Below are 24,065 nucleotides of genomic sequence, written 5' to 3' on the forward strand. Positions count from 1 at the left end.
TTACATTGAAAATTTAAAAACACATTTGTATAATCTGTTACCATGAAAATAGAACTTCTTCCCCAGAAAGCTATCAAAATTAAAGACAACCTGATAATAGCAGATCTTCACTTAGGTTACGAAGAGAGTTTGGCTCAAGAAGGCATCTATCTTCCAAAGGCTTTTAATCAAATGCTCACTTTGCTTAAAGGTTTAGTATTAAGGGAACGACCCAAAAAGCTTATCATAAATGGCGATCTCAAGCACTCTTTTGTCCCATTTAGACGAGAGAAAATCGAGGTTGAGGCGTTCTTTAATGAAATTTTGCCTTTAGTAAGAGAGGTAATTGTAATAAGGGGAAATCATGATGTAGGTATATTTTGGATAAAAAGCTTGGGAATTGAGGTTCTGGACGAGGTTGAGATTGGTGAATGGAAAGTTGTTCATGGTCATAAACTTGTAGAAGGCGACCGATTCATTATAGGACATGAGCATCCGTCAATAAGGTTGCGAGATGAAGTGGGAGCCTTGATAAAGGTACCTATTTTTTTGAAGGGTGAGGACCTATTAGTCCTCCCGGCATTCTCACCTTGGGCTTATGGAAACGACATTCTCAGGGAAATAGTCTCCCCCTTTCTAAGAGACCTAAATTCCGCAATCTTTGAAGTTCTTGTTCCCTTAGAGACAGAACTATTAAGCTTTGGAAAGCTGAGTGAACTAGTAGAGGCCCTCCGAAGAATGTGAATAATCACAAAAGTTTAAAATTCTTAATGAAGTTAATTCTTTTGGTGATAACATGGATATTTTTAGCACAATAGTCTTCTTTGCTTATGCTCCTGCTCTTGGATTATTGTGGTATTTCTATCATGAGGATAAATACGAGCCAGAGCCCAAAAGATTCGTAATTGCCACATTCCTCCTGGGAGCAACACTTTCAGTTGGCGTTGCAATGGTTTTAGAGGCCTTCCTAGTGGAAGGTGAGTTTGGATATGCCCTCTTACCGGCAACTGCTTTCTCAATGGCATTAATAGCAGGTATTGTAGAAGAACCGGCGAAAGCTCTGGCCATTAGATTACCTTTTAAAGCTGGACAAATGGATGGGATTATGGATGGAGTAGTCTATGGTGTAGCAGCCGGCTTGGGCTTTGCAGCAACTGAAAACTTTTTATATGGTATTGGCTTTGGGGTTGGAGCTACTATAGTGAGGGGCTTTTTGACACCATTTGCCCATGCTACATGGAGCGCAATAATAGGAGTGGGCTATGGATTAAAGGCCGAAGGTAAACTTCAAACACTTTCTAGTTACTTTGCATTAGCAATACTACTTCACTTCCTTTGGGACTATTTTGCATTTCTTAGTATTACCATCCCCTCATACTATATCTTCACGATCTTGCTGATTTTCATAAATATAGCCTTAGTACGATATTTCATAATATTGGGCCAACAAGAAGATCTTGAAAAAGTATGGTGGTATTGGTTTGTGGGAGGTAAGGAAACATGATAGAAAAGATTGAAAAGGCACTTTTTGAGACGAGACCTTATATTGAATATTATGAAAAGTTAGAGAAAAAAATTAGAGAACTAAGCTCGATAACTCAGGACGAAGAAAGCTTTGTTAATCTTCTGGAGAGGGAGATCCAAAGCACAGAGGAACCTTTTAAGACAGACCTCAAGATTTTTCTGCAGAAATTTACGAGTATTTGAAACTAAACTTGTTTTCACTTTTTTGAAAATTTTTCGATTAGACCTGGTAATCTATAGAATATTTTTTCTAGATGTTGTATACTAATGAACATTATTATTAGTGAAGTTACATTCACGTAACCTTCTCTGGCCTCCTGTGCATTTCATGGGTTCCATGATAAAAGTCCTACATAACTGCTTTTTTGGTAGTTCCGCTGAGTTTTATTTCTCCTCAATGGATTTAAACGGTCTGAAAAACTTTATATGTTCAAAAAAGACAAGATGTCTTGCTTTTGTATCTTGAGTATAGAGGATGAGCAACATGTACAAAAATGTACAGGGGGTTGAAAAATGGAGAGATATGCTGGACAAACTCTCTCAAAGAGGGAAGAAAGTTATAGAGAAGTAACACCTGCTGCGATAGTCTTAGGAGTTCTTTGGGGAGCATTTATGGCTGCAAGCTTTACTTATGCTGGTATGATTATGGGTTTTACCTCAGGAGGCTCTGCCATAGCCGCAATAGTAGGTTGGGGAATTCTTAGAGGTCTCCTAAAGAAAGGTACAGTAGTAGAGAATAATATTGTCCAGACAGTTGCCTCAGCAGTTAATATTTCAGTATCCGGTGTCATCTTCACAATCCCAGCACTTTACATAATGTCACTCCATCAAGAGATAAATACCCTGTACTTCTTCCTAGCAACTGCAGCTGGAGCCATCTTGGGTATAACATTCATAATTCCACTTAGAAAGCAGATGATCGAAATAGACAGACTTAGGTTCCCAACAGGGACTGCAGTTGCTACTATCCTTAAGACTCCTGGAAGTGGAATAGAAAAGGCAAGGCTTTTGTTCTTTGGTATGGTTCTTAGCGCAGTAATTTATCTCATTCAGCAGTTCCCAATATTTGGGTTGCCCCATGTTATACCTGAAGTTGTGGACTTAGGAGCAGCACTTCATCTCCCAGAATGGGTCAACTTAACAATCGCCCTCTCACTCATGGTATTTGGTATGGGTCTAATTACAGGAAGAAATGGTCTAATAGTTCTTGCTGGTGGTGTGCTCTCTTACTACATTATAACTCCAGTCGTCAAGAGCCTTGGGTGGATTCCAGCAGAGGTTCAAGGAAGTGCGATAAGTAGTTATGTATATGGTACAATGACAAGACCACTAGGTATTGGTATGCTCCTTGGAGGTTCAATAGCCGGTTTGATACTTTCTCTACCTGTCATTGCAGTGGCTATGAAAAGTCTTGCACAAGCAAGCAAGTTTAAAGACAAGAACGGGCACAACGAAGAACTTCCAATTCATTACTTAATCGGAGGCGCTATTTTTGCCTTTGTCTTGCTTCTAGTAACAGCTTACAAGCTTGGAAACCTGGGTCTAGGAAGAAGCCTCATCACAGCACTCATTGGTGTCGCATGGATCTTCATTGCATCACTCCTCGTAGCAATGTCCACTGGAATGACTGACTGGAGCCCCGTTTCAGGTTTGTCTCTCGTCTCAGTTATGATACTTCTCTACTTAACCAACAAGAACGTTCCACTTACAATCCTGATGGGTGCAACAGTTGGTGTGGCCATTTCAGGAGCCGCAGACATGATGCAAGACCTTAAGACTGGACACATGGTAGGTGCAGTTCCATCAAGACAACAAAAGGTCGAGCTCCTAACTGGCTGGTTAGGCCCAATAATCGCACTAACAGTTGTCGGTCTTATTTGGAATGCTTATGGTATTGGAAACGACAAAGTCCCAGCTCCTCAGGCCATGGCCCTTAAGTCAATGGTAGAAGCAGTACTTGGTGGAAGTGTACCAATAGACAAGTTCATAGCAGGTGGACTACTCGGGTTCCTCCTATCCCTTAGTGGAGTTCCCGGACTTGGAGTACTAGTAGGACTCTCAATGTACCTTCCAATGCTCTATATCATTCCGTACGGAATTGGTTGTGTTGTGAACGAGGTTGCAAAGAGAAAGAAGGGTTACGAATTCATCGTTGAGAAAGTCCTCCCATTTGCAGCAGGTTTAATGGTTGGAGAAGCTGCTATGACATTACTATTTGCAGTGCTCACTGTAGCTGGAGTACTACACCCATGAGGTGATAACAATGAAAAAATTTATCGGAAATATAATGCTCACAGTTGGACTGGTTGGAGGAGCTATAGCCTCAGCTAGAAATCCACCACTTTGGACAGCGCTTGGAGGTAGTTTAGCTATCATGGGAGTTGGAATATTGCTCAGAAGACAAGGAGAAAAAGAAGAGCTCCACAAGAGTGCTGCTCAAGGCAAAGGTGGAAAAGAAGAACTCAAGAGAACACTGGAGACCGCTATTGCAGAAATTGAAAAAATAATGGAAGAAAGAGAGAAGGACTTAGAAAAGGCAAGAGAACACTTAGGAAAAATCCTTGAAACTTTGGAGACCTTTGCAGAGAAGGCCCAACCACTTAGAATTGAAGGCATCAGGTTTTATGGGGAAGTCATGACAAGCTTCAGCAAGGCAGAGAGACACTTAAACAGAGCATGGAGTGCTTATGCTGACGGATACGTAAAGGAAGGAGACACTTATCTCGAGTCTGGATATTCCCAGCTTAAAGAGACTTCAAGACTCTTAAACTCCAGAATCTGATTCTTTTTCTTTTCCTTTCTCTTACAACAAAAGGAATAAATACCCAGAAGCTCAAAATAATTTTGGTGGATGATGTGAGAAAATTTTTTAGCTTAATATTGGTTTTTCTTATAATAACCAGCCTTTCTGGGTGTATTTCAAAAGAAACCATTTCCCCCTCTAAAAGTGAAACGGCAACGTCAACAACTAAGCCAACCATAAGTGAAAGCTCCACGACTACATCACCAGAAACAACCACAACTGAAGCCATGATGCAAGCTTTAAATAAGGAGGATTTAATTAATGCTATTGAAAGTGTTGAGAAATATCAATTTACTGCTGAGTATTCTACGATACCCAAAAGTGACACCCGAATAAATTCTAAAGGAGGATTTGACTTCACTAAGGAAGAGGCATTTTGGGAGATTACCTCTTTAAGTGGGGATCTAGTAGCTTATTCTAATGAGGTTGTCTGGGGTAATTCCATTTATTATTCCGTCACTGTAGAACAAGACAACAAAATAGTACAACAAGAAACTACAAGCATGACTATAGAAACATACTTTGAACGGATTCTTCAAGGCCGTACGGAAATAAAAACGGTTGAAGAATTTAAACAATGGCTTTTCAAAGGTGCTGATCCTACTAGGAACCCTCTGTACTATGTCCGTGATCTTCTTAGTAATGCGGATTCCTTTGAAGTGAGCAAAGAGGGTAGCAATTATATAGTGACTTTCACTTTCACAAAAGAAGAAAAGGTTAATCTAGACTCTGTAGAGAAACACATAAAAACTGAAGGTACAGGAAAACTATGGCTCGAGGATAACCTGCCAATAAAAGGGGAAATAGAGATAAAACGAACAACAAGCTATACTGGATTGGATAGTACTACTACAACAGAAGCCCTTGTAAAGTTTGAAATAAGTTATAGATATGAAAGACCCGTGTGGGTCAAGAAAATTGTTGAATAGATTTTCTTTTTATCATTTTTAAACCGAAAAGAATAAGTATATCAATATCGTAATATATTTCGGTGGGGGACTATGAAGAAAGCTTTTGTAATAACCTTCATTCTCCTTGTGATAATTAGCTTTTCTGCTTGTGTTCAAAAGGAACCAACACCTCAAGCTCTCATTGAGGAAATTGAAGATGTGGATAAGTACAGCTATTCAATTGAGTATCATCAGGAGACTCAATTTAGTAATGTCACAATATACTCCAGGGGAGGTTTTAACTATGACAGAGAAGAAGCATTTTGGGAGAGTAAAGTCATTAGAAAGGAGATAACTTATATTAATGAGACAATCCTCGGGGATTTCATGTACTTCTCATATGCCATAGAGAAGAATGGAAATGTAATCCAAAAAGGCAGTGGAAATACGACTATACAAGAATATTTTGAAAAACTTAAAGACAACCTCATGCCAGGAATTGAGACACCCGAAGATCTAAAATATCAAATGTTAAAGGGAGCCGATTTAAGTAGGAATCCTCTTTATTACCTTAAAGATATCCTAAAAAACACCACAAACTTTGAAGTTGCAAGAGGTGACGGCCTCTATTTAATTGGATTCAACTTTACCAGACAATATGAGTCCCCAATGCCAGAGAACGTATCAGAAAATCTAAAAGACTACTTCGAAACTATAAGATGGATAGAAACAACAAGGGGCTTTGCTCGACTGTGGGTCAAGGATAACCTTCCAATAAAGGGGGAGATACATGCAACGAAATTTATAGAGCGCCCAGGATTAAACATGACATCCACCATAGAAATTTCAGCCAAGTTTGAGATTACATATGACTATAAACGACCAGAATGGATTAAGAAGGTGATTGAATGAAGCAGTCACTCTTTGTAGCTTTAATTACCTTAATTCTTTTTTCTGGATGTCTTACGTTTGAGAGGGTCCCTTCAATAGAAGAAGTCCTCAGAGCAATGGAAGAAGTAAATGAATATCAATATGAATTCCATTCTGCAAATATCGGGATAACCGAATCGGAAACATTCACTCAAATTATGAAGGGAGGTATGAACTTAAAGAGACGTGAAGGGTTTGAAGAAATAATGACCTATAATTTTGATGGAGAATTAATAGAGATCTACAGAGCAGCTGTTTTTGATGGAAGATACTACCACTACCAACTTAGAAAAAACAAAGGAGAAATACTCGAGAATATAACTGAAGAGAATCCACTTGAAGCTATTGTTTCTTCGGAAAATATTACTACTTTTATTGAGGATCACTTTGCATGGCCACTTCACACTTTGTCGCTTTTTCTAAAGAACGGGAGCGTAGAGTTAATTGAAAAAGATGGCAACCTCTATGTTTTCAGAGTTGAATATAGTAAGGAAAGACAGGGTAAATACTATGAGTATATTGGAAATTTAACTGGGATAATATGGGTAAATGACGCCCTTCCAGTTAGATTTTCCTTGAACATAACAACAATCACAATAAACCTGCACTCAAATATAACAAAAAGAGCGACTTCAGTCGTTAGAGGAAATATAACATACTCCTATTTGATCCCAGAGTGGCTTCTAAGAATAAGAAAGAGATCAAGCTGACTCAACATCTCTGGTCGCAACTATTTTTGTTTCTAAGTTTAAAGGGCTTTCTAGGATTACTTGACCAACTCTTACCGGTGCCTTAACCTCAATCTGTGCTAAAACCTTCATAAGTTCAGGTATCTTTTCTTTGGGAATTGGTTTAGTAGTCTTTACACTAACTGTTGGCAATTTACCGTTTTTCACTTTTACTACACTCATCACGATTCTCTTTGGGTTGATTATCTCATTAATTGCCCACTCCCTACCCCTCGGACACTTGTAACCTATAACTTCCGTTACTCTCTCATTCTTCACTTTCACTTCTATGAGACAACCCAAAGGACATACAATGCAAGTAAGGCGGTGTCTCATTGAGGAATCACCTCCATAGTTATCTTCTTCTCTGCACTTCTAATTTCTTCAGCTTTAAGTCTAATTCTGAGCATTTCTGCTGGTCTGACCATAGGAGACCTAAGTTTCTTCTTTATCTCAGGAAAAACTATTTTGACGTTTTCCATTGGAGCTGAAACCCTAGCATATACATAGACGTCTCTTTCACCACTCAGATAGTGAGGAGCGAGAAGTCTTATGTTCTGGCCGTTTTCTAGTTTTATCCACTTCTTTGATGGTATTCCTTCATTTTCAATGAATTCTTTTGCTCCAAAAGCAGCTATTTCTCCTTGTTCTGCAACGTAATCCACAAGGTCATTTATTAAGAGAGCATTACCTGCAACAAATATCCCTGGCACTGTAGTTTCTAAGAGTTCGTTTACTATCGGTCCGCCGGTTGAGGGATCTATTTTTACTCCTATTCTTTGAAGAAGCCTTACATTTGGCATCAAACCTGCTGAAATTAGAAGAGTATCTGCATTAATCCAGAATTCACTTTTTGGAATCTCTTTAAAGTTTTCATCAACTTTAACAACTTTAATCTTTTCAACTCGTGCCTTCCCCCTGACTTCAACTACTTTATGGCTTAGGTATAATGGAATGTTAAAGTCTCGAAGTATCATTACATTTCTTGCTAATCCTCCAGGATAGGGCATTAGCTCAATAACCGCTTTAACTTTTGCCCCTTCAAGAGCAAATCGACGCGCCATTATTAGACCAACATCCCCAGAGCCCACTATAACGATTTCCTTTCCTGGCATTATCCCATAAATATCCATAAGTGTCTGAGCTTCCCCAGCAGTATAAATACCAGCAACTCTGTCTCCCACGATACCTATTTCAAAAGCATGCTTCTCTCTTGCTCCCGCCGCATAGATTACCGTTTTTGTCCATACTTCTTTAATTCCCCTAGGGGAAGAGAAGACGATTTTTTTCTCCAAATCTGAGTAGTTCTCAATATTCAGGACATATGCACTTGTTTGATATTTTACTCCAACATCTTTTATCTTCTCTATAAATAGATGGGCAAATTCTGGGCCAGTGAGCTCTTCCTTAAAGTAATGGATACCAAATCCAGGATGAATACATTGAGGTAAAATACCTCCAAGAAACTCGTTTTCATCAAGGAGGAGAGTTTCTAAACCAAGCTCTTTTGCTTTGACTGCTGCAGCTAAACCTGCGGGTCCACCACCAATGACAATGACATCATAACTCTCCATCATGGGTCCTCCTAAGAAGAACTTTAACGTCTCCAACTCCAATCTCACTTCCCTTTCCCTTCAACGTAACTTTCCATGGTTCCACTTTGTATTCTCTTGCCAGTATCTGGACGATTCTAACCTTACAAAAGGTTCCTTGGCAGGTACCACTTGTTGCCTTTGTTCTAACCTTGACTGAATCTATGCTTGGAGTTTTAACTCCTATGAACTTCATTCTTTCAATTGCCTCTAAGATGTCCCCCTCACTAACTTTGTTACATTTGCACACTATCTTTCCGTAAGAATGATTAGTAGCTATAAGTCGGTTTGCTTCTTCTCTGGGAAGCATGAAAAAATGAGTTATATCTCTCCTATATGGATTCCAATGATATTTTTCAGTAAGTGCTATCCCGAGGTCACGCTCTATTATCTCTTTAACTTCATAAGCTATTGCTGGTGCACTTGTAAGACCTGGTGAGCGAATTCCTGCTACATTAATAAATCCATAAACCTCTTCTTCCGCTTTGATTATGAAGTCTCCACCAGTAGGTTCGGGTCTCAGACCTGCAAAGGTTCTAATAACTTTACTTTTTGGAGGTAAATTTGGCCATATCTTTTTTGCTTTTTCCCAAACCTCGTTTAGACCTTCCCTTGTAGTTGCAAGGTTCTCTTTTTCTTCTTTTGGCAAGTCTTGAGCATTGGGGCCTATCATAAGGTGTCCACTTATCTCTGTTGTTACTACGACTCCTTTGCTTATTGGAGTGGGTGTGGGAAAGAGTACTCTCCTAGGTCCCGGCACATCGTCGTCAAAGATCCAGTATTCTCCTTTTCTTGGGTGAATCTCGAAATAATCTATACCAACCATCTTAGAAATTTCATCAGCGTAAAGACCAGCAGCGTTTATAACTATATCAGCATTTATAAGACCATTGTTAGTCTCTATCCCTTTAACTTCTCCATTTTCAAGTTTTATCCCTTTAACTTCTGTTTCCAAATGTAATTTCACACCATTGCTAACTGCATTCTCCACCATTGCAACAACAGCTGGAATTGGGCCTATCTGGCCTACTATTGGAATCCAAAGACCTCCAAGAGCTTTTGGATTAAGACCCGGTTCTAAAGAAAGTGCTTCCTCCTTATCTACAATCCGCATTTCTGGAACACCATTTTTAATACCCCTCTCTAAAAGAGTCTCAAGTTCATCAAAGTCATCCTCTGTTAGTGCCACTATCAAGGCTCCGTTCCATATATGAGGAATCTCTAACTCTTTTACCCATTGGTGCCAAATGCGATTTCCTTGTATACATAATTTTGCTCGTAGTGGGAATTTCTTTGGATCATCATCGTATCCTCCATGAATTAAGGCAGTGTTTGCTTTAGTTACACCCCAACCAACATCAGAGTTTTTTTCTATCAAGTGCACTTCAAGATTATCATATCTACTGAGGACACGTGCAATACTAGCTCCAATTATCCCTGCACCGATTATGGCCACTTTGACTCGTTTCATCACTCATCACCGATTGCCTGGTTAAAGGCCTTCAACAACCTTTGCCCATGCTAGTGCTCTTTTTACGGCCTCCTTCCATCCAGCATATAAGCGTTTTCGTTTTTCTTCGTCCATTACAGGTTCAAAAGTTCTCTCAATTTTCCATAGGTTTCTTATCTCTTCAAGGCTCTCCCAGTACTCTACAGCAAGACCCGCAAGATATGCAGCTCCTAGTGAAGTAGTTTCTTGCACAACTGGTCTTATCACGTTCTTGTTTATAATATCCGCCTGGAACTGCATTAAAAAGTCATTTTTTGTTGCGCCTCCATCAACACGAAGCTCTTTTACTTGGATTAACTTTTCCATCTCCTCTATTACATCTCTTGTGAGATATGCTATTGCTTCAAGAGTTGCCCTGGCGATATGCTCTCTTGTAGTACCACGGGTAATTCCAATTATTAGACCTCTTGCATACTGGTCCCAATAAGGGGCCCCCAGTCCAACAAACGCAGGGACAAAATAGACACCTTCATTTGATAACACTCTGATTGCAAGCTCTTCAGTTTCTGTTGCATCTCTGATTATCTTTAGCCCATCTCTTAACCACTGTATTGCAGCACCGGTAATGAAGATGCTTCCCTCAAGGGCATAGTTAACCTCCCCATTCAGCCCCCATGCTATTGTAGTAAGCAAATTATCGGAATAAAGAATCATCTTTCCAGTGTTGGCTAAAATAAAGTTCCCTGTTCCATAAGTGGCTTTTACCATTCCTTCCTCAAAGCAAGCCTGACCAAACAACGCTGCCTGCTGGTCACCAGCATCTCCACTTACAGGAATCTCGCGACCAAGTATCTCCTTTTTTGTATACCCATAGATTTCACTTGACTCTTTAACTTCAGGTAAAAGAGACTGCGGGATATCAAAGAGCTCTAAGAGTTCATCGTCCCATTCAAGCTTTTTTATGTTAAAAAGCATTGTACGAGAAGCGTTGGAATAATCCGTCACATGTTCACCAGTTAACTTGTAAATCAGAAAACTATCTACTGTCCCAAATTTGATCTCTCCTTTCTCAGCCTTTTCTCTAAGACCAGGTACATTATCGAGAAGCCATTTAAGTTTGCTCGCTGAGAAATAAGCATCTGGAACAAGCCCTGTTTTTTCTTTTATTATGTCCCCATATTCATGCTTTATTTTTTCGACCATCTCAGAGGTCCTTCTACACTGCCAAACGATAGCATTATACAGGGGTTTTCCATTTTTATCCCAAACTATTGTAGTCTCCCTCTGATTTGTGATACCTATACTGGCTATTTTTTCAGGTCCTATTTTGGCTTTCTCTAGAGCAGTTTTTATAGCAACAACTTGGGCATTCCATATTTCTTCCGGATTATGTTCGACCCACCCGGGCTTTGGAAAATACTGGGGGAACTCATATTGACCGCTTCCAAGAACATTACTATCCTTGTCAAAAATCATTGCTCTGGCAGAGGTTGTACCTTCGTCAAGAGCCAAGATGAACTTTTCCATAATACCACCAAGAAAGAAAATAGAGGTTAAAAATATTTAAGCTTCACGCTCTTTAACTTTCAATCTCTTTTAAGTAGTTCAACATTCTCTCTGGATCATCAGTTATTACAATATCAAAGAGGCCTTTAAGTCTCTTGAGATTGTCTTTTCTGTAATATATCTCCTCTTCCACAGGCCATAGTGCAATCTTAACCCCTAAACCTCTGAGCCACATTAAAGCTGTCTTAAACCTTTCAAAACCCAGTACAGATATTCCATCTATCGGCACGTTTACAGAATACAAATTAAGTTCCTCTTTGAGTCTTGGGATTAAAGGTATAACCTTTTCGTCTCCCACCAGTAGCCCAAGAGTTAGCCTCTCATTCATCTCTCTGGTCAATTTCAATGCATTTACATTGAAAGAAGAGATCATTACTCTTTCCTCAGCATTGAACTCATTGATAATTCTTAAAACTTCGCTTACGGCTTCAATATCCTTGATCTCAATATTCACAAGAGCGGTTTTAGGAAGGATTTCAAGAACATCTTCTAGAGTTGGTATCCTTTGTTTCATTCCCAAATCTGCTTTTTGTAATTCCTCTAGGGTCATCTCTTTTTGTTTCCCCCTCATGTTACTCGTTCGGTTTATGGTCTCATCATGCATTACTATGACTTTTCTGTCCTTAGTTAACCACACATCAAGTTCTACTCCATCTGCCCCTGCTTTAACAGCTTCAACAAAAGCCAAGAGGCTATTTTCTGGGTATTTTCCGATTGAACCCCTATGGCCAAGAACCAATATTCTTTTCACGTCCCATCTGGACATATTTATCGCCAAATTGAAAGTAACTCTCTCACAATTAAAACCTTTTTTATGAGAGCAAAAATTTCTATGTGCTTGTGAACTACCCCCTTATGAGGGGGCTTCGTGAGAGTTCATTTGGCGTCCCGTTGCCGGTAGCCTCACTCTCACCGGCCGGTTCACGCGGCCACTACCGACTATCGCCCTGACGGGCGAATCGCCGGCTACTTTCCGCAAAATGTTCAAAGCACCATTCACGTCAGCATTAATTAAAACTCCAGTGGAAGACTGGTAAAGCCCTCTTTTGATCCTTTTACCCCAATACTCCTCCTTCTTTTCCAAAGGCTCTAAAGCCAAAGCGTCCGCCTTGCTAGTGTAGGCTTCATCAACTTCAATGAAGTTAATCCCATAACGCTCACACTTGGCTTTTAACTTTCGCTTGAAGAGACCATAAGGAATGAATTGGAAGTTCTGATTATTCACTTTGCCCAAGGAAGCCCTCTGCTTAGCCTCCTCCAATTCGCCAATAACAATGCTTCCAATTTTATTCTCCAGGCAATATTTGATTATGTAATTCACGGCTTGATTCATAAAATTATTCATCACGCTCTTCCTCTTCCTCAAAAGCCGGGCCATCCTTTTGCCGAATTTTACCCCTTGTTTGTCATACTGGCTTTGGAGTTTGGCCTTTTTCTTGTTCCACCACCGGTTAAAGCTTTTTAACCCCCGGCCTTCAACAATGAAGGCCGTCCCGGTGGAGGAAACACAAGTGGCGAAATTATCCACGCCCAAATCAATGGCCAAGTACTTTGAGTAATCCAAATCCCTCTTTTCCGGTTGGACTTCATAAACGTACTCCACCTCAAACCAGAGAGCATTGTATCGTGGAATTATACGGACTTCCTTTATTCTATGGCCCTTAACATTCTTTGGGAGAGGAATTTCTAAATACATCATGCCAAACTTTTTCGCAAAGTTTCGCCCGAGAGTGAGGATCACTCTATCCTCTTCCACCTTGAAGGACTGGTAGGGGAAGATGAGGACGAAGTGCCCGTTTTTCGGCAAAAACTTTGGCGGGTGGATTGGTCTATGATAGTTGCCTTTTCTTCTCTCTCCTAATAGCTTGAAGAATGAGCGGTAGTTTCTTTCCACAATTTTCATGGTTTGTTGAGCCACTTGACTTGGCAATAGTTTGTACGGGGTGCTGTCCTTCACAAGGTGGTAGGCTTTAACAAAGGGAAGGAATGAACTGTTTAACTCATAGTGCTGTCTTGTCACGTACAACGTGAGGTTGTAGAGGTCCTTAGATAGGTGAGAGAGTATGCGAAGGGTCTTGTAGGTTTTCTTGTCCACTCGCAAGTGATTCTTTTGGGTCAAGTACATTGGACTCACTCATTACTATGCAGCAGAGTAAAAAGTATTTAAACCTTTCGGTGCCCACCTTTAGAGTGTTTACATTCCCTTCCCTTTCGGAAGGGGTCTTCCCCAAAAGATAAATTTAAAAGTTAAAAGATAAAAGTTATCATTACTTTTTCATGTGCTTCTCAACGGACTCCCATATTTCTGGATATTTCTCTTTTATGGCTTTTTCAAGCAGTTTACTTGCCTCATTGGATATGCTGAATTCTGGGACGGTCTTTCTGAGATATCGAAGAACTGCAGTAGCCTCTGGTGACCATAATGTTATTCTTGGGTTTTTTAGGGCCTCTTGAACGCTTAACATTAATGCACCTTCTTGAATCTCTGTTTTTGTTTTCTCTTTAGGTTTTTCCTCAATTGGAAGAGGTTCAGAAATAAGTGCTTCTAACCCTCGTCCAAGAGCCTTTTTCTTCATCTACCATCAACCTCCTCAGCTAGTTTTATATATGCCTTAGCACCTCTGCTATCAGGAGCATAAAGGAATATGGGTTTTCCATACGATGGAGCTTCTGCAAGCCTGACGTTTCTGGGAATCATAGTCTTGAAGACCTTTTCTCCAAAAGTTCTTTTTACTTCCTCTCTAACTTCCTTAGAGAGGTTAGTTCTTCTGTCAAACATTGTTATTAGAAAACCTCTGATTTCAAGAGGGATCCCTAGTCTATCTCTAACTAACCTTATTGCCTTTAGCAACAGTGCAATTCCTTCAAGAGCATAATATTCTGCTTGTATGGGGATTATAACCTCATCACTTGCAACTAAAGAATTCATCGTAAGTACCCCTAATGAAGGGGGTGTATCAATAATTACATAGTCATAAAGATCCCTGATTTGCGCAAGTTTATTTCTGAGGATATATTCTCTTCCTATTTGACTACTAAGCTCGATTTCAGCACCACTTAATGCTATGTTGCTTGGAATTAAATGGAGACCTTCTATAGATGTCTCTACAATGGCTTCTTCCATTTCTGCTTCGTCTATTATCACATTATAGATTGTTGGTGTAGCTTCCCTAAGTCCCAAGCCAATAGTAGTAGCCCCCTGTGGATCCATGTCCACGAGGAGAACTTTTTTCCCTTTTAGTGCTAACGCTGCTGATAGGTTTATTGCAGTGGTACTTTTTCCCACTCCACCCTTCTGATTTGCAATACTTATTACGGGCATAGTAGACCTAAGGCGGTTAGAAGTTATAAATCTTGAGAATTATAAGTTATAACTTGGATCTTATACCTTAATAGGCGAAAGTATAATAACCTTCATCGTCGTACGTATTTAATGCATTAATGCACTAAGGGGGTGAGTGCATGAAATGGTTCAGCTATAGACGTATTTTCCTCCTGGGCTTCGGATTTTTTGGAATAAGCATTATATGGTCCCTGTATAATGCATATATCCCGATTTTCTTACAAGACACATTTCAGATGAGCAAAACTATTACAGGCTTTATTATGACTATCGATAATCTATTTGCAGTTTTATTACTTCCATTTCTAGGAGCATTAAGTGACAAGACAAGAACTAAAATTGGACGACGAAAGCCGTATATTCTCATTGGAGCTCCTTCAGCAGCTCTAATGTTCGCATTGATACCACTCGCAAGAAGATATGAGAATATTGCTCTTTTTATGGGAGTTATAGTTCTTATGAATTTCTTTATGGCTCTTTTCCGATCTCCTGTTGTAGCATTTATGCCCGATATAACCCCAAGCGAAAAAAGAAGCCAAGCAAATGGCATAATTAATTTTATGGGTGGAGTTGGAGCATTACTGGCATATTTTGGAGGAAAGGTACTCTATGACATGAATTATGCATATCCCTTCATAGTAGGAGCAGCCATAATGCTTCTTGCAAATCTCCTTGTGATTCTTTTTGTACCAGAACCAGAGGAATTCCGAGTACCCGGCGAGAAGATTATTATCAGGAAATTAATTAAAGAAACCTCAAAAAAGAGCTTTGGAGAATTAAAAGAAAACCTAAAGGATGTTTTTATTAGTGAAGAAAGGAGCCTGCTTTTCATGCTTACTTCAATATTCCTCTGGTTCATTGCATTTAATTCAGTGGAGACATTTTTCACAAGCTATGCCAAATACCACCTCGACATTGCGGAAAGTACTGGAGCATTCCTAATGGGTGTTGTCTCTCTAAGTTTTATGATCTTTGCAATTCCAGCGGGATTTGTCGGTGGACGTATTGGACGGAAGAAAACAATCACTAGCGGTCTCATACTTGTAACACTTGTTATGTTAACAGCGTACTATCTTGGAGAAACCTCAAAACCATCTAGCAGTGCCCTTACCGATCCAATAGTTCTCCGATTTATGGTCCTCTTCTTCTTTGGAGGCATTGGCTGGGCTTTAATAAACGTCAATTCCTTACCAATGGTTGTGGACATGACAACGGAAGAGAAACTTGGAGGATACACTGGACTTTATTATTTCTTCAGCCAGGCCGCAAATCTCGTGGCTCCCCCGTTGGCTGGTGCGTTCCTAGATGTGATCGGATATAACACTTTACTCCCATTTGCCGCTGTGTTCTTCGTATTAGCTGCAGTAACGGTACAATTTGTCAAAAGAGGGGACATAAAAACTGACCTCCTCCCCGTGGACTGATGTTTCTCTTTATTTTTAGGGAAGGCCTCTTCCGAAAGGGGAGGGGATGAGGGTTTGAAGTGTTTAAATATATAACTGGAGTGGCCACATGAACCGGCCCGTGGGAGTGAGGGTAATTCCAGTGAACTCTCATGGAACCCGTTCACAAGGGCAGGGTAGTTCACCATTTTGAAATTAGGACATAAATTGGACGGTGGTCTGAGACTTCAACATCTAGGAGCCATCCATAGTCTTTAACCTTCAGAGTACTTCCTCTCCTTATGAGGATATAATCAATGTTTTCTATATCCACATTGCCCCAATTGAAAGTGTAGGGTGGTCTTTCAGCGAAGGAGTCGTAATACTCCCTGAGAAGTATTTTTATTGCTTCCTCTTCAGGTTCTGCATTTGTATCACCTAAGATCATATCAGCCATCGGATCGTTCAGTGCAACTTCCAAAAGTTCTTCTGCTTGTAAGGCCCGTTCCTCCGGAGAGAGGCCCATATGAACATTTACCAAAGTTAAATTAACACTCTTTATTCTAACTTTTTGCACTGGTCTAGCCTGACCAATGCTCTTAAGGTTTCTTTCTTCTATAATTTCCAGTGGCCATCTGGAAAATGTTGCCACGCCATATGTTCCTTCGACAGCAGGTGTATACTCGTAGTAATAGCCGAAATACGCCGATAAAAGGAGTGGAACATCTTGGTATCCATCTCCTATCATACCTCCGACAACTTCTTGACTCGCTATTATATCAGAGTTATAGGTTTTTAGAAGTTTTACCAGTTCATTTCCATTAAAAGATCCTTTATATGGAGCGAATCCTTGATGGAGATTATAACTCCATACTATGATCTCGGTTTTTTTCTCTGCAGTTATCGGCGATGGATAAAATGTAGTAAGTACAAGGAGAGAGACAACCACAAGTCCTACTATGGGAACTGCTACTTCTTTTACATTTGGCCTTTTGATAGACACTGATTTTGAAGAAAAAGCATAAACAATTGCGCTGAATGTTATTAATGCTTCAAGATGATCTTCCATAAATGGAATTCCAATATCTCTGCCAACATATGCTCCTATAGCAAGCACAGAGACCACTACAAAATATAAAGCCCCCAAAACCCCAAAACGACTTTTCTTTGCCCCTTCTAGCAGAGCCAGCGCAGAAGCAAGTGCTACTGGCATCCCAATAATACCAAAAGGTTGTACAAAGAGTGTAAGAGCACCACTTATCAACAAAAATGGTGTAAATTTTTTCCCTGTTAGATAGGGAGAAACAAGTATGGCAAGAGCCACTACAAAAGAATAAGCTGCAAATTGAGTTAAGTAATAGGTTTCAATCCCAGAATAACGCATTATTGCATTTGGATATATAAGACCAAGATTAATCAACACGGCGAACCCATAAAGTTCAAATCCAGGGCTTTTTAATTGCCCCTCTTCTTTCCAGAGTACATATGCCAAAGCCAGAATAGATATCACAAGCAAAACTCGGGTATGAATAAAATCGATAGGTTCTCCTCCCACTGCTAAGATTCTAAGTGCTAAATCTCCTACAAGACCAATGAGCACATACCTAATTTCTGCTTCTTTTAATACAGCCAGTGCTACAGGGAGAACAAGAGCTGCAATTAGATGTGTGTATTCCGTTGCATCAGTTATAAGAGAAGCTAGTGCATAAATGCCGACTACAATTGCTCCTATTTTCCTTTGTATTTTTCCAACAATGAATGAGGAAAGTAAAAACAGTATTATTCCAAGGCCTGAAGGAAACATGACTCCGTAGAAGAACGTTTTCTCCAGACTTGCATAAGCTCCTGAGACAAAGATCCTCATGGAGGAGGTTAGTAAAATTCCCACGCTAATTCCCAAGACTCTTTTTTCCCACTCAGATAGTTTCATATAATATCACCAGAATATAAGATATGTCTCGAAAGATTTAAGCTTTTCTCAAATATTTACTCGAGATTTTTGGCTTTTTCTTTCCTAATTATGCTGTTTAGGGTACTGTAGATGTTCTCACTCCCAGTGAAAAATAACCTTTAAGTATTTCATTTTGATAAAATATCTCGGTGAAGAAAATGAAAGTTAAAGTTGGGATTAACGGGTATGGCACTATAGGGAAGAGAGTTGCTTATGCAGTCACAAAACAGGATGATATGGAGCTCATTGGAGTGACGAAGACAAAACCAGATTTTGAAGCATATAGGGCCAAAGAGCTTGGTATCCCCGTCTATGCAGCATCAAATGATTTCTTACCAAGATTTGAGAAAGCTAATTTTGAAGTAGCTGGAACCCTCGAAGATCTTCTAAATGAGATAGATATAATAATTGACACAACTCCAGGAGGAATGGGCGAAAAAAACAAAACCCTTTATGAAAACGTTGGTGTTAAGGCAATATTCCAAGGTGGAGAAAAAGCAAATGTTGCTGAGACCTCTTTTGTGGCACAAGCAAATTATGAAAATGCTATTAGGAAGAATTACGTTAGAGTTGTCTCATGCAATACCACTGGACTAACAAGAACCCTGAATGCAATAAAAGAATACATTGAGTATGTTTATGCAGTGATGATTAGGAGAGCTGCGGACCCAAATGATATTAAGAGAGGGCCTATTAATGCGATAAAGCCAAGTGTTGAAGTGCCTTCACATCATGGCCCAGACGTGCAAACAGTAATTCCAATAAACATTGAAACCACGGCATTTGTTGTCCCAACAACAATAATGCATGTACACAGTGTGATGGTAGAACTCAAAAAGCCCCTTACAAAAGAAGATGTAATTGACATTTTTGAAAACACCACAAGAGTTCTGCTCTTTGAGAAGAAAAAAGGCTTTGATAGCACGGCTCAATTAATAGAATTTGCAAGAGACCTTCACAGAGAATGGAACAACCTCTATGAGATTGCAGTATGGAAGGAAAGCATCAACATCAAGGGTAATAGGCTATTCTACATTCAGGCGGTTCATCAAGAGAGTGACGTAGTTCCAGAAAATGTGGATGCAATAAGAGCAATGTTTGAGATGGCTGATAAGTGGGAGAGTATCAAAAAGACTAACAAGAGCCTTGGTATTTTGAAGTAGAAACCCTTTTATATTTCCTTTTTGATCCTTTTTGGTGGATGTTGTGAAGTGTAGGGCATTTAAAGTAGATGCTTTTACCACTCAAGCATTTAAAGGAAATCCTGCGGCAGTTGTTCTGGATTGTCCTGAACTGGATGCAGAAACTATGTTGGCCATTGCCGGTGAACTCAATCTTTCAGAGACTGCTTTTGTCTGGTCCGAGAAAGAGGGATTCCGAGTACGGTTCTTCACACCTGGAGATGAAATTCCTCTCTGTGGGCATGCGACTGTTGCAACGTTTTATCTGCTCTGGCGTTTAGGCATGGCTAAGGAAGGTATGAACAAAATGATTTCTAAGGTTGGAGAGCTTGATGTCCTTATTAAAGATAGAAAAGTATGGCTCAAGCAGCTACCACCAAAAATTATTGGCGAGCTCAATATAGAAGAGCTAAAGGGCATTCTCGGTGTTAAAGAGCTTGTAGGGCCCGCCTTAGCTATGACAACAGGAACACCAGAAGGTGTTGTTGGCATTCGAACGTTTAAAGAACTTATGAACATCAAACCAAACATGGAGGCATTAGCAGAGTTTTCCAAAGAAAACGGGATAATTGGAGTTTATGTTTACACACTCGACTCGAAATTCGATGCAGCTGGAAGGTTTTTTGCCCCTGCGGTTGGTGTTCCTGAAGATCCCGTAACGGGAACCGCTAGTGGAATTCTTGCAGGTTACCTTAGACTCACGGACAAGCTAACGAAAAATAGCTACATCTTTGAGCAGGGACATGCCCTAAAGAGAGAGGGAAAAGCGTATGTAGAGTTTGAAGGAAATCACCCCTGGGTCGGAGGGGAAGCTAGGATAGTCTTGGAAGGAGAGCTTGAATTCTAAAAGCTTTTTAACCTTCTTACCTAATCTTTTATCATGGAAATTGAGGAATACCTCATTGTCGTTGGACTGCTTTTGATACTTGGCTTCTTTATTTACCCGAGTGAAACCATATCTAAGACTTTCTGTGAAGGAAGCTTTGGAAACATTGGAAATTATGAAATAAGCATTCGAGAAGGGTTTCTAAAAGTTTATCATAAAGGCGAAGAGGTATTCACTCTGACCTCCTCCCCGTCCTAAAGGGCGAGGGTTCTAGCGAGTTAACCCCCTCGCCATGGGTGGGAAGGTTTGAGGGGTTTCATTCAGACCCAACATAAAGCGGGTTTTCAACCCCTCTGGGAGGGTCTTCCCCCAATTACCCCTACCCACCGTTAAACCCAGCAGGCTCGGGGTTATCTTTTCAACAACCTTCTTTAAAATATTGAAAGCCCCAACCAAATCAGCATTCATTACAAGCCCCTCCGCGGGACACTTAAATAATCCGCGAACAAAACGGGCCCCGTCATGGAGCTTCCCGCAGAAGGGACAAAACTTTGAAGTAAAAGCTTCATCTACAACCACAACACTAATACCAAACTCTTCAGCGACTTCAGTCAAGCGTTTAATAACAGTGTTGAAACGCCACACGTGGGAAAGAATGAAATTCTGCTTTTTGCCCTTTTCAGAATTCCTCGCAATTCCCTTTGGATAGCCAACCACAATCCGTGAAACTCCAAGGGAATAAAGTTTCTCGACAGTTTGCCTGACTGCAGTGTTAATGTAGTGCTTTGCCTGTAATTTGGCATTCTCATGCATTTTTCTGAGTTTTCTGCTCTTTTTACTTCCACTCTTGTTGAGTTTTGACTGATACTCTGCAATCCGCTTTTGCCAGTAGAAAGCTATGCTCTTGAGCGGTCCTCCGTTAACTAAGAACGATTCACCATTCTCAAGGTAAACGGCCATTAAGTTATTCACTCCTAAATCAATTCCGGCTGAAAGGTTCCCTAAAGATTGTCTTGGGAGTTTAATCCAGCCATTCTCAGTTAACTTCTCCTCAACTTTTGAAATGGTGACGTGAGCGTACCACTTCCGCTTAACAGGATTGTAAATTAATTCTAGCCTTCCCTGTTTACCCTTCAAGTGAATCCTACCCTTGAATTGAACTTCAAGCCTTTTAAATCTTCCAAGGCCTTGGAGGATTAATTTATTCCCTTCAATTTTATATTGGGTGTTCCTGAGGATTATGAGTGGTTTTCCCTCCCTTTTATAGCCTGGTGGGTTTGGCTTGAGCCACTTTGGCAATTCCTTACTCTTCTTCATTCTGATTTGCGAGAAGAAATCCCGCCAGGCTTCAGCATTCTTCCTGCAAACTTGCTGAACTGTTGCAGAACCGATTTCACGCTTGTATTTTTCATAAACGATTTTTTCAGCCTTGTTAAAGTCCACAATTTCGTGGTTAAAGAATTGTTGCCTGCGAAGATAATTCACTTCATTCCAAACTTTTGCACTAGCCTCGGCTAACTCGAAGAGTGCTTTTTCTTGCTCTTTTGAAGGTTGAAGTTTTAGTGTTACTGTCCTCTTCATGTCAAGTTATAGTATGATTCTTAGGTTTTAAAAAAGTAACGCTTTTCTGCTCGAAGACTTGCTTTAGAATTCCTGCATCCCCGCTCCAAAGGCCGAGGCTTTTGGAAGAAAAATGTAAAAGAGGAACAAATCTTCGTTAAAAAAGCAAACATAAAATACTCATATTCTAAGGGGTGTTATACGATCATGATAAGAGAAAAACCTGAAAAAGCGCTGTATCTCTTTATTGGAGGCGTAATTTTAATTGGGATTGCGTTTTACTATATAGCGTTTCTGCGTTATCGATAAATTTCGAGCTTCTTTTTAACTTCCTCTATGCTTACCCCCCTTATCAGAAGATCTTTTTCTCGTGATGTTTCTCCTTTGATGAGACTTATCTCAGCTCCAAGGAGCTTGGAAAAAAACTTTACAATTTCTTTGTTCGCTTTCCCTTCAACAGGAGGAGCTTTTACTTTAACTTTCAACCTCTTGCGCCACTCATCTACCCCATCTATCTCAGTTCTTTTTGCCTTTGGTTGTACATAGATTTGGAGTATTACTCCTTCTTTGCTCTCTTTTATCATTCAACCACCATAAGGTATTTTAGGTATGGTGCCTATTTAAACGTGAGGGAGCCTAATGAGGGTCCTGGTGGTTTTTGCTATACTCCTTTTTGTGCCCTTTGCAAATGCAACACAGCTAGCATTTATTGGTGACGAGAGTCTAAAAGAACTTCCTGGTTCCGGTATTCCTGAAGATCCATATGTTCTCGAAAATTTGATCATAAATGCAAGCAATATCACAGGTATTTTAGTTAAGAACACTACCACATATCTTCTCATAAGAAACTTGAGCATAATCGGAGATAATAAGCGCCCAGGAATAATTCTCGAGAATGTAAAAAACGTTAGAATTGAGAATGTACGAGTGATTAAATGCAGTTATGGGATAAAGCTCATCAACTCTGAGAACATTACTATTATCAATAGCATTTTCAAAGGAAATCTATACTGCTACTGGAAAAGTAAGTTCGCGGGAGATGCTGAATGCAAAGGGGGAGCAATTTTTGCTGATTACTCGAGAAACTTGTATATTATAAATAATTCTTTTGTCCCGTACTCGTCTCTTTTCTCAAATATATATGGAGTCTATCTGGTCAGTGTTAGAAACTCAAAAATTTACAATAATCGGTTTGTAGGTTCTATAAAGTGTTACCCTTCCGCTGCATTTGGTGGATACTGCAAAGGAGCTGCTATATATCTAACCCGTTCAAACGAGAATGAAATTGTAGGAAATCTTATCTATCTCCCCATGAGTGGAGGGATGGAATATGCTTCAGAAGTCTACGGAATATACCTTTCTGGAGTTAACAACAGCATTTATTTGAACGATTTCTATGGGGAAGAAGTGTCATATCAAATAGACATGGGCATAGGGTTTTACTACGTCTTCCCAAGAAGTAAGGGCAAAAACACATTCCACTCTCCAAAAGTTGTCTATGAGTTTGCAAATGAAACTTTTGAAGGATTTTTAGGCAATTATTGGGATTCCTATAAAGAAGTTGATGCCGAGGGTGATGGAATCATTGATACTCCCTTTATTGTAGATCACTATCCTCTAGCCCTCCCTTCAGAAAATTATAAGATCATAAAACCAGCAGAGAAGATCAAAACAATCACAAATTCTTCAACACTCATCTCGAATACTTCATCAACTCCTTCATCGATCTTATCAACGAGTTCGACGAGTCCTCCTGCATTCTCTCAAGAAGAAGAGAATCTCAAATACATGGGGACCCTTTTAGTTTTGGCAACAATTCTAATCATTCTCTGGAGAAGAAAGTGAGTACTTCCAAACTATGTCTGGTGGAAATTCTCCTTTCTTAAACCTTTTCATAATTTCTGTTGCCTTTGAATATGCAAAATCAAATGTTTCTTTATTAATAAGGCCATAATTGAGGGCCATTTCCAGCTCTTCTTCATCCAAGAGAAAAGTCTCTCCATTTGGAAAGATAAAGATGTCTAAGAAGAGGTCGAGCATCTCTAACTTATTTCCCTCTCTTTTGGTGTAAGCCAAAATGTCAATATAGAGACCCTTAAAGTTGCCCTCTCTATCATAGACCTTCAATACATCATAATTCCCTCCAATAAAGGCAAAATAGATCATTGTGTAACCGTTATCAATAACCTTGACACCGTTTACAAAAAGTGGGACGAGCATTCCCTCAAATTTTGACTTTGCTACAATTATATCACCTAGATCTGCTATGAGCTCATCTTCTCTCTCAAGAATTCGATTTGGAACACGCTTGTAAATGAGGTGAATTTTTCTGACCATTGATAATTCACTGCATTTCGAGA

General features: G+C 39.8%; 25 protein-coding genes. 13 read left to right on the top strand and 12 right to left on the bottom strand.

The window, feature by feature from the left end:
* Positions 1 to 42: 42 nt before the first annotated feature.
* From K1720_RS07880 to K1720_RS07915, 8 genes are all read left to right on the top strand, one after another.
* Positions 43 to 723, top strand: a complete 681-nt coding sequence (locus K1720_RS07880; protein WP_251948266.1) for a metallophosphoesterase — start codon at positions 43 to 45, stop codon at positions 721 to 723.
* 52 nt (positions 724 to 775) lie between these two features.
* Entirely contained in the window at positions 776 to 1,483 is a 708-nt protein-coding gene (locus K1720_RS07885; protein ID WP_251948268.1) for a PrsW family intramembrane metalloprotease, read from the top strand.
* The gene (locus K1720_RS07890) at positions 1,480 to 1,686 is read left to right on the top strand and encodes a hypothetical protein (protein ID WP_251948270.1); all 207 of its coding nucleotides are present in this window, start codon (positions 1,480 to 1,482) and stop codon (positions 1,684 to 1,686) included. The genes K1720_RS07885 and K1720_RS07890 overlap by 4 nt, the downstream gene beginning before the upstream one ends.
* A 330-nt stretch (positions 1,687 to 2,016) precedes the next feature.
* Positions 2,017 to 3,756: an OPT family oligopeptide transporter gene (locus tag K1720_RS07895; RefSeq protein ID WP_251948271.1), complete on the top strand. Its 1,740-nt coding sequence runs from the start codon at positions 2,017 to 2,019 to the stop codon at positions 3,754 to 3,756.
* A gap of 10 nt (positions 3,757 to 3,766) precedes the next feature.
* The gene (locus tag K1720_RS07900; RefSeq protein ID WP_251948273.1) at positions 3,767 to 4,285 is read left to right on the top strand and encodes a cell division protein; all 519 of its coding nucleotides are present in this window, start codon (positions 3,767 to 3,769) and stop codon (positions 4,283 to 4,285) included.
* Positions 4,286 to 4,359: 74 nt separating this feature from the next.
* A complete protein-coding gene (locus K1720_RS07905) occupies positions 4,360 to 5,235 on the top strand; it encodes a hypothetical protein (protein WP_251948275.1) in 876 nt (291 codons plus the stop codon).
* Positions 5,236 to 5,307: 72 nt separating this feature from the next.
* Complete coding sequence (locus tag K1720_RS07910; protein ID WP_251948277.1) at positions 5,308 to 6,108, top strand: hypothetical protein; 801 nt, start codon at positions 5,308 to 5,310, stop codon at positions 6,106 to 6,108.
* On the top strand, positions 6,105 to 6,836 hold the full coding sequence (locus K1720_RS07915) for a hypothetical protein (protein ID WP_251948279.1): 732 nt from the start codon (positions 6,105 to 6,107) through the stop codon (positions 6,834 to 6,836). Before K1720_RS07910 ends, K1720_RS07915 begins: the two co-directional genes overlap by 4 nt.
* Here K1720_RS07915 and K1720_RS07920 read toward each other — a convergent pair.
* The 8 genes from K1720_RS07920 to K1720_RS07955 form a co-directional block, all read right to left on the bottom strand.
* Positions 6,828 to 7,190 (bottom strand): DUF1667 domain-containing protein, encoded by a 363-nt coding sequence (locus tag K1720_RS07920; RefSeq protein WP_251948281.1) that lies wholly within the window; start codon positions 7,188 to 7,190, stop codon positions 6,828 to 6,830. The two genes, K1720_RS07915 and K1720_RS07920, sit on opposite strands and share 9 nt — an antisense overlap.
* Entirely contained in the window at positions 7,187 to 8,431 is a 1,245-nt protein-coding gene (locus tag K1720_RS07925; protein WP_251948283.1) for an NAD(P)/FAD-dependent oxidoreductase, read from the bottom strand. Before K1720_RS07925 ends, K1720_RS07920 begins: the two co-directional genes overlap by 4 nt.
* Positions 8,415 to 9,917, bottom strand: a complete 1,503-nt coding sequence (locus K1720_RS07930; protein WP_251948285.1) for an NAD(P)/FAD-dependent oxidoreductase — start codon at positions 9,915 to 9,917, stop codon at positions 8,415 to 8,417. Before K1720_RS07930 ends, K1720_RS07925 begins: the two co-directional genes overlap by 17 nt.
* A gap of 21 nt (positions 9,918 to 9,938) precedes the next feature.
* The gene (gene glpK / locus K1720_RS07935; RefSeq protein WP_251948287.1) at positions 9,939 to 11,423 is read right to left on the bottom strand and encodes a glycerol kinase GlpK; all 1,485 of its coding nucleotides are present in this window, start codon (positions 11,421 to 11,423) and stop codon (positions 9,939 to 9,941) included.
* A 52-nt stretch (positions 11,424 to 11,475) separates the two neighbouring features.
* Positions 11,476 to 12,240 carry a glycerophosphodiester phosphodiesterase family protein gene (locus K1720_RS07940; protein WP_341480962.1) on the bottom strand — a complete coding sequence of 255 codons (765 nt, stop codon included), beginning with the start codon at positions 12,238 to 12,240 and terminating at the stop codon, positions 11,476 to 11,478.
* Between the two features lie 75 nt (positions 12,241 to 12,315).
* A complete protein-coding gene (locus K1720_RS07945; RefSeq protein ID WP_251950641.1) occupies positions 12,316 to 13,587 on the bottom strand; it encodes an RNA-guided endonuclease InsQ/TnpB family protein in 1,272 nt (423 codons plus the stop codon).
* A 142-nt stretch (positions 13,588 to 13,729) separates the two neighbouring features.
* Entirely contained in the window at positions 13,730 to 14,038 is a 309-nt protein-coding gene (locus K1720_RS07950) for a hypothetical protein (RefSeq protein ID WP_251948289.1), read from the bottom strand.
* Positions 14,035 to 14,784 carry a ParA family protein gene (locus tag K1720_RS07955; protein ID WP_251948291.1) on the bottom strand — a complete coding sequence of 250 codons (750 nt, stop codon included), beginning with the start codon at positions 14,782 to 14,784 and terminating at the stop codon, positions 14,035 to 14,037. Before K1720_RS07955 ends, K1720_RS07950 begins: the two co-directional genes overlap by 4 nt.
* Before the next feature lie 140 nt (positions 14,785 to 14,924).
* Between K1720_RS07955 and K1720_RS07960 the strand changes: the two genes are divergently transcribed.
* The gene (locus tag K1720_RS07960; protein ID WP_251948293.1) at positions 14,925 to 16,229 is read left to right on the top strand and encodes an SLC45 family MFS transporter; all 1,305 of its coding nucleotides are present in this window, start codon (positions 14,925 to 14,927) and stop codon (positions 16,227 to 16,229) included.
* 160 nt (positions 16,230 to 16,389) lie between these two features.
* Here K1720_RS07960 and K1720_RS07965 read toward each other — a convergent pair whose 3' ends face one another.
* The gene (locus K1720_RS07965) at positions 16,390 to 18,117 is read right to left on the bottom strand and encodes an endonuclease/exonuclease/phosphatase family protein (protein WP_251948295.1); all 1,728 of its coding nucleotides are present in this window, start codon (positions 18,115 to 18,117) and stop codon (positions 16,390 to 16,392) included.
* A gap of 179 nt (positions 18,118 to 18,296) precedes the next feature.
* Between K1720_RS07965 and K1720_RS07970 the strand changes: the two genes are divergently transcribed.
* The 3 genes from K1720_RS07970 to K1720_RS07980 are packed head-to-tail and all read left to right on the top strand — an operon-like array spanning position 18,297 to position 20,403.
* On the top strand, positions 18,297 to 19,301 hold the full coding sequence (locus tag K1720_RS07970; protein WP_251948297.1) for a phosphorylating glyceraldehyde-3-phosphate dehydrogenase: 1,005 nt from the start codon (positions 18,297 to 18,299) through the stop codon (positions 19,299 to 19,301).
* A gap of 34 nt (positions 19,302 to 19,335) precedes the next feature.
* Positions 19,336 to 20,166, top strand: coding sequence for a PhzF family phenazine biosynthesis protein (locus tag K1720_RS07975; RefSeq protein WP_251948299.1), 831 nt, complete (start codon positions 19,336 to 19,338; stop codon positions 20,164 to 20,166).
* 33 nt (positions 20,167 to 20,199) lie between these two features.
* Positions 20,200 to 20,403, top strand: coding sequence for a hypothetical protein (locus K1720_RS07980; RefSeq protein WP_251948301.1), 204 nt, complete (start codon positions 20,200 to 20,202; stop codon positions 20,401 to 20,403).
* Between the two features lie 12 nt (positions 20,404 to 20,415).
* Here the strand turns inward: K1720_RS07980 and K1720_RS07985 are convergent, their stop codons facing one another.
* Positions 20,416 to 21,726, bottom strand: coding sequence for an RNA-guided endonuclease InsQ/TnpB family protein (locus K1720_RS07985; protein ID WP_251948303.1), 1,311 nt, complete (start codon positions 21,724 to 21,726; stop codon positions 20,416 to 20,418).
* Between the two features lie 278 nt (positions 21,727 to 22,004).
* Positions 22,005 to 22,289: a DUF167 domain-containing protein gene (locus K1720_RS07990; RefSeq protein WP_251948305.1), complete on the bottom strand. Its 285-nt coding sequence runs from the start codon at positions 22,287 to 22,289 to the stop codon at positions 22,005 to 22,007.
* A 55-nt stretch (positions 22,290 to 22,344) separates the two neighbouring features.
* Here K1720_RS07990 and K1720_RS07995 point away from each other — a divergent pair, with 55 nt between their 5' ends.
* The gene (locus K1720_RS07995; protein WP_251948306.1) at positions 22,345 to 23,550 is read left to right on the top strand and encodes a right-handed parallel beta-helix repeat-containing protein; all 1,206 of its coding nucleotides are present in this window, start codon (positions 22,345 to 22,347) and stop codon (positions 23,548 to 23,550) included.
* Here K1720_RS07995 and K1720_RS08000 read toward each other — a convergent pair.
* Positions 23,524 to 24,042 (bottom strand): ribonuclease FAU-1 family protein, encoded by a 519-nt coding sequence (locus K1720_RS08000; protein WP_251948308.1) that lies wholly within the window; start codon positions 24,040 to 24,042, stop codon positions 23,524 to 23,526. The genes K1720_RS07995 and K1720_RS08000 overlap by 27 nt on opposite strands.
* Between the last annotated feature and the right edge of the window lie 23 nt (positions 24,043 to 24,065).

The sequence above is a fragment of the Thermococcus argininiproducens genome, from assembly GCF_023746595.1.
GTDB classification, from domain to species: Archaea; Methanobacteriota_B; Thermococci; order Thermococcales; family Thermococcaceae; genus Thermococcus_A; species Thermococcus_A argininiproducens.

What these genes read in the sequence shown, in the direction of transcription:
- K1720_RS07880 (WP_251948266.1), top strand. Translation starts at nt 43, where the DNA reads ATGAAAATAGAACTTCTTCCCCAGAAAGCTATCAAAATTAAAGACAAC.
- K1720_RS07885 (WP_251948268.1), top strand. Translation starts at nt 776, where the DNA reads ATGGATATTTTTAGCACAATAGTCTTCTTTGCTTATGCTCCTGCTCTT.
- K1720_RS07890 (WP_251948270.1), top strand. Translation starts at nt 1,480, where the DNA reads ATGATAGAAAAGATTGAAAAGGCACTTTTTGAGACGAGACCTTATATT.
- K1720_RS07895 (WP_251948271.1), top strand. Translation starts at nt 2,017, where the DNA reads ATGGAGAGATATGCTGGACAAACTCTCTCAAAGAGGGAAGAAAGTTAT.
- K1720_RS07900 (WP_251948273.1), top strand. Translation starts at nt 3,767, where the DNA reads ATGAAAAAATTTATCGGAAATATAATGCTCACAGTTGGACTGGTTGGA.
- K1720_RS07910 (WP_251948277.1), top strand. Translation starts at nt 5,308, where the DNA reads ATGAAGAAAGCTTTTGTAATAACCTTCATTCTCCTTGTGATAATTAGC.
- K1720_RS07915 (WP_251948279.1), top strand. Translation starts at nt 6,105, where the DNA reads ATGAAGCAGTCACTCTTTGTAGCTTTAATTACCTTAATTCTTTTTTCT.
- K1720_RS07920 (WP_251948281.1), bottom strand. Translation starts at nt 7,190, where the DNA reads ATGAGACACCGCCTTACTTGCATTGTATGTCCTTTGGGTTGTCTCATA.
- K1720_RS07925 (WP_251948283.1), bottom strand. Translation starts at nt 8,431, where the DNA reads ATGATGGAGAGTTATGATGTCATTGTCATTGGTGGTGGACCCGCAGGT.
- K1720_RS07930 (WP_251948285.1), bottom strand. Translation starts at nt 9,917, where the DNA reads ATGAAACGAGTCAAAGTGGCCATAATCGGTGCAGGGATAATTGGAGCT.
- glpK (WP_251948287.1), bottom strand. Translation starts at nt 11,423, where the DNA reads ATGGAAAAGTTCATCTTGGCTCTTGACGAAGGTACAACCTCTGCCAGA.
- K1720_RS07945 (WP_251950641.1), bottom strand. Translation starts at nt 13,587, where the DNA reads ATGTACTTGACCCAAAAGAATCACTTGCGAGTGGACAAGAAAACCTAC.
- K1720_RS07950 (WP_251948289.1), bottom strand. Translation starts at nt 14,038, where the DNA reads ATGAAGAAAAAGGCTCTTGGACGAGGGTTAGAAGCACTTATTTCTGAA.
- K1720_RS07955 (WP_251948291.1), bottom strand. Translation starts at nt 14,784, where the DNA reads ATGCCCGTAATAAGTATTGCAAATCAGAAGGGTGGAGTGGGAAAAAGT.
- K1720_RS07960 (WP_251948293.1), top strand. Translation starts at nt 14,925, where the DNA reads ATGAAATGGTTCAGCTATAGACGTATTTTCCTCCTGGGCTTCGGATTT.
- K1720_RS07965 (WP_251948295.1), bottom strand. Translation starts at nt 18,117, where the DNA reads ATGAAACTATCTGAGTGGGAAAAAAGAGTCTTGGGAATTAGCGTGGGA.
- K1720_RS07970 (WP_251948297.1), top strand. Translation starts at nt 18,297, where the DNA reads ATGAAAGTTAAAGTTGGGATTAACGGGTATGGCACTATAGGGAAGAGA.
- K1720_RS07980 (WP_251948301.1), top strand. Translation starts at nt 20,200, where the DNA reads ATGGAAATTGAGGAATACCTCATTGTCGTTGGACTGCTTTTGATACTT.
- K1720_RS07985 (WP_251948303.1), bottom strand. Translation starts at nt 21,726, where the DNA reads ATGAAGAGGACAGTAACACTAAAACTTCAACCTTCAAAAGAGCAAGAA.
- K1720_RS07990 (WP_251948305.1), bottom strand. Translation starts at nt 22,289, where the DNA reads ATGATAAAAGAGAGCAAAGAAGGAGTAATACTCCAAATCTATGTACAA.
- K1720_RS07995 (WP_251948306.1), top strand. Translation starts at nt 22,345, where the DNA reads ATGAGGGTCCTGGTGGTTTTTGCTATACTCCTTTTTGTGCCCTTTGCA.
- K1720_RS08000 (WP_251948308.1), bottom strand. Translation starts at nt 24,042, where the DNA reads ATGGTCAGAAAAATTCACCTCATTTACAAGCGTGTTCCAAATCGAATT.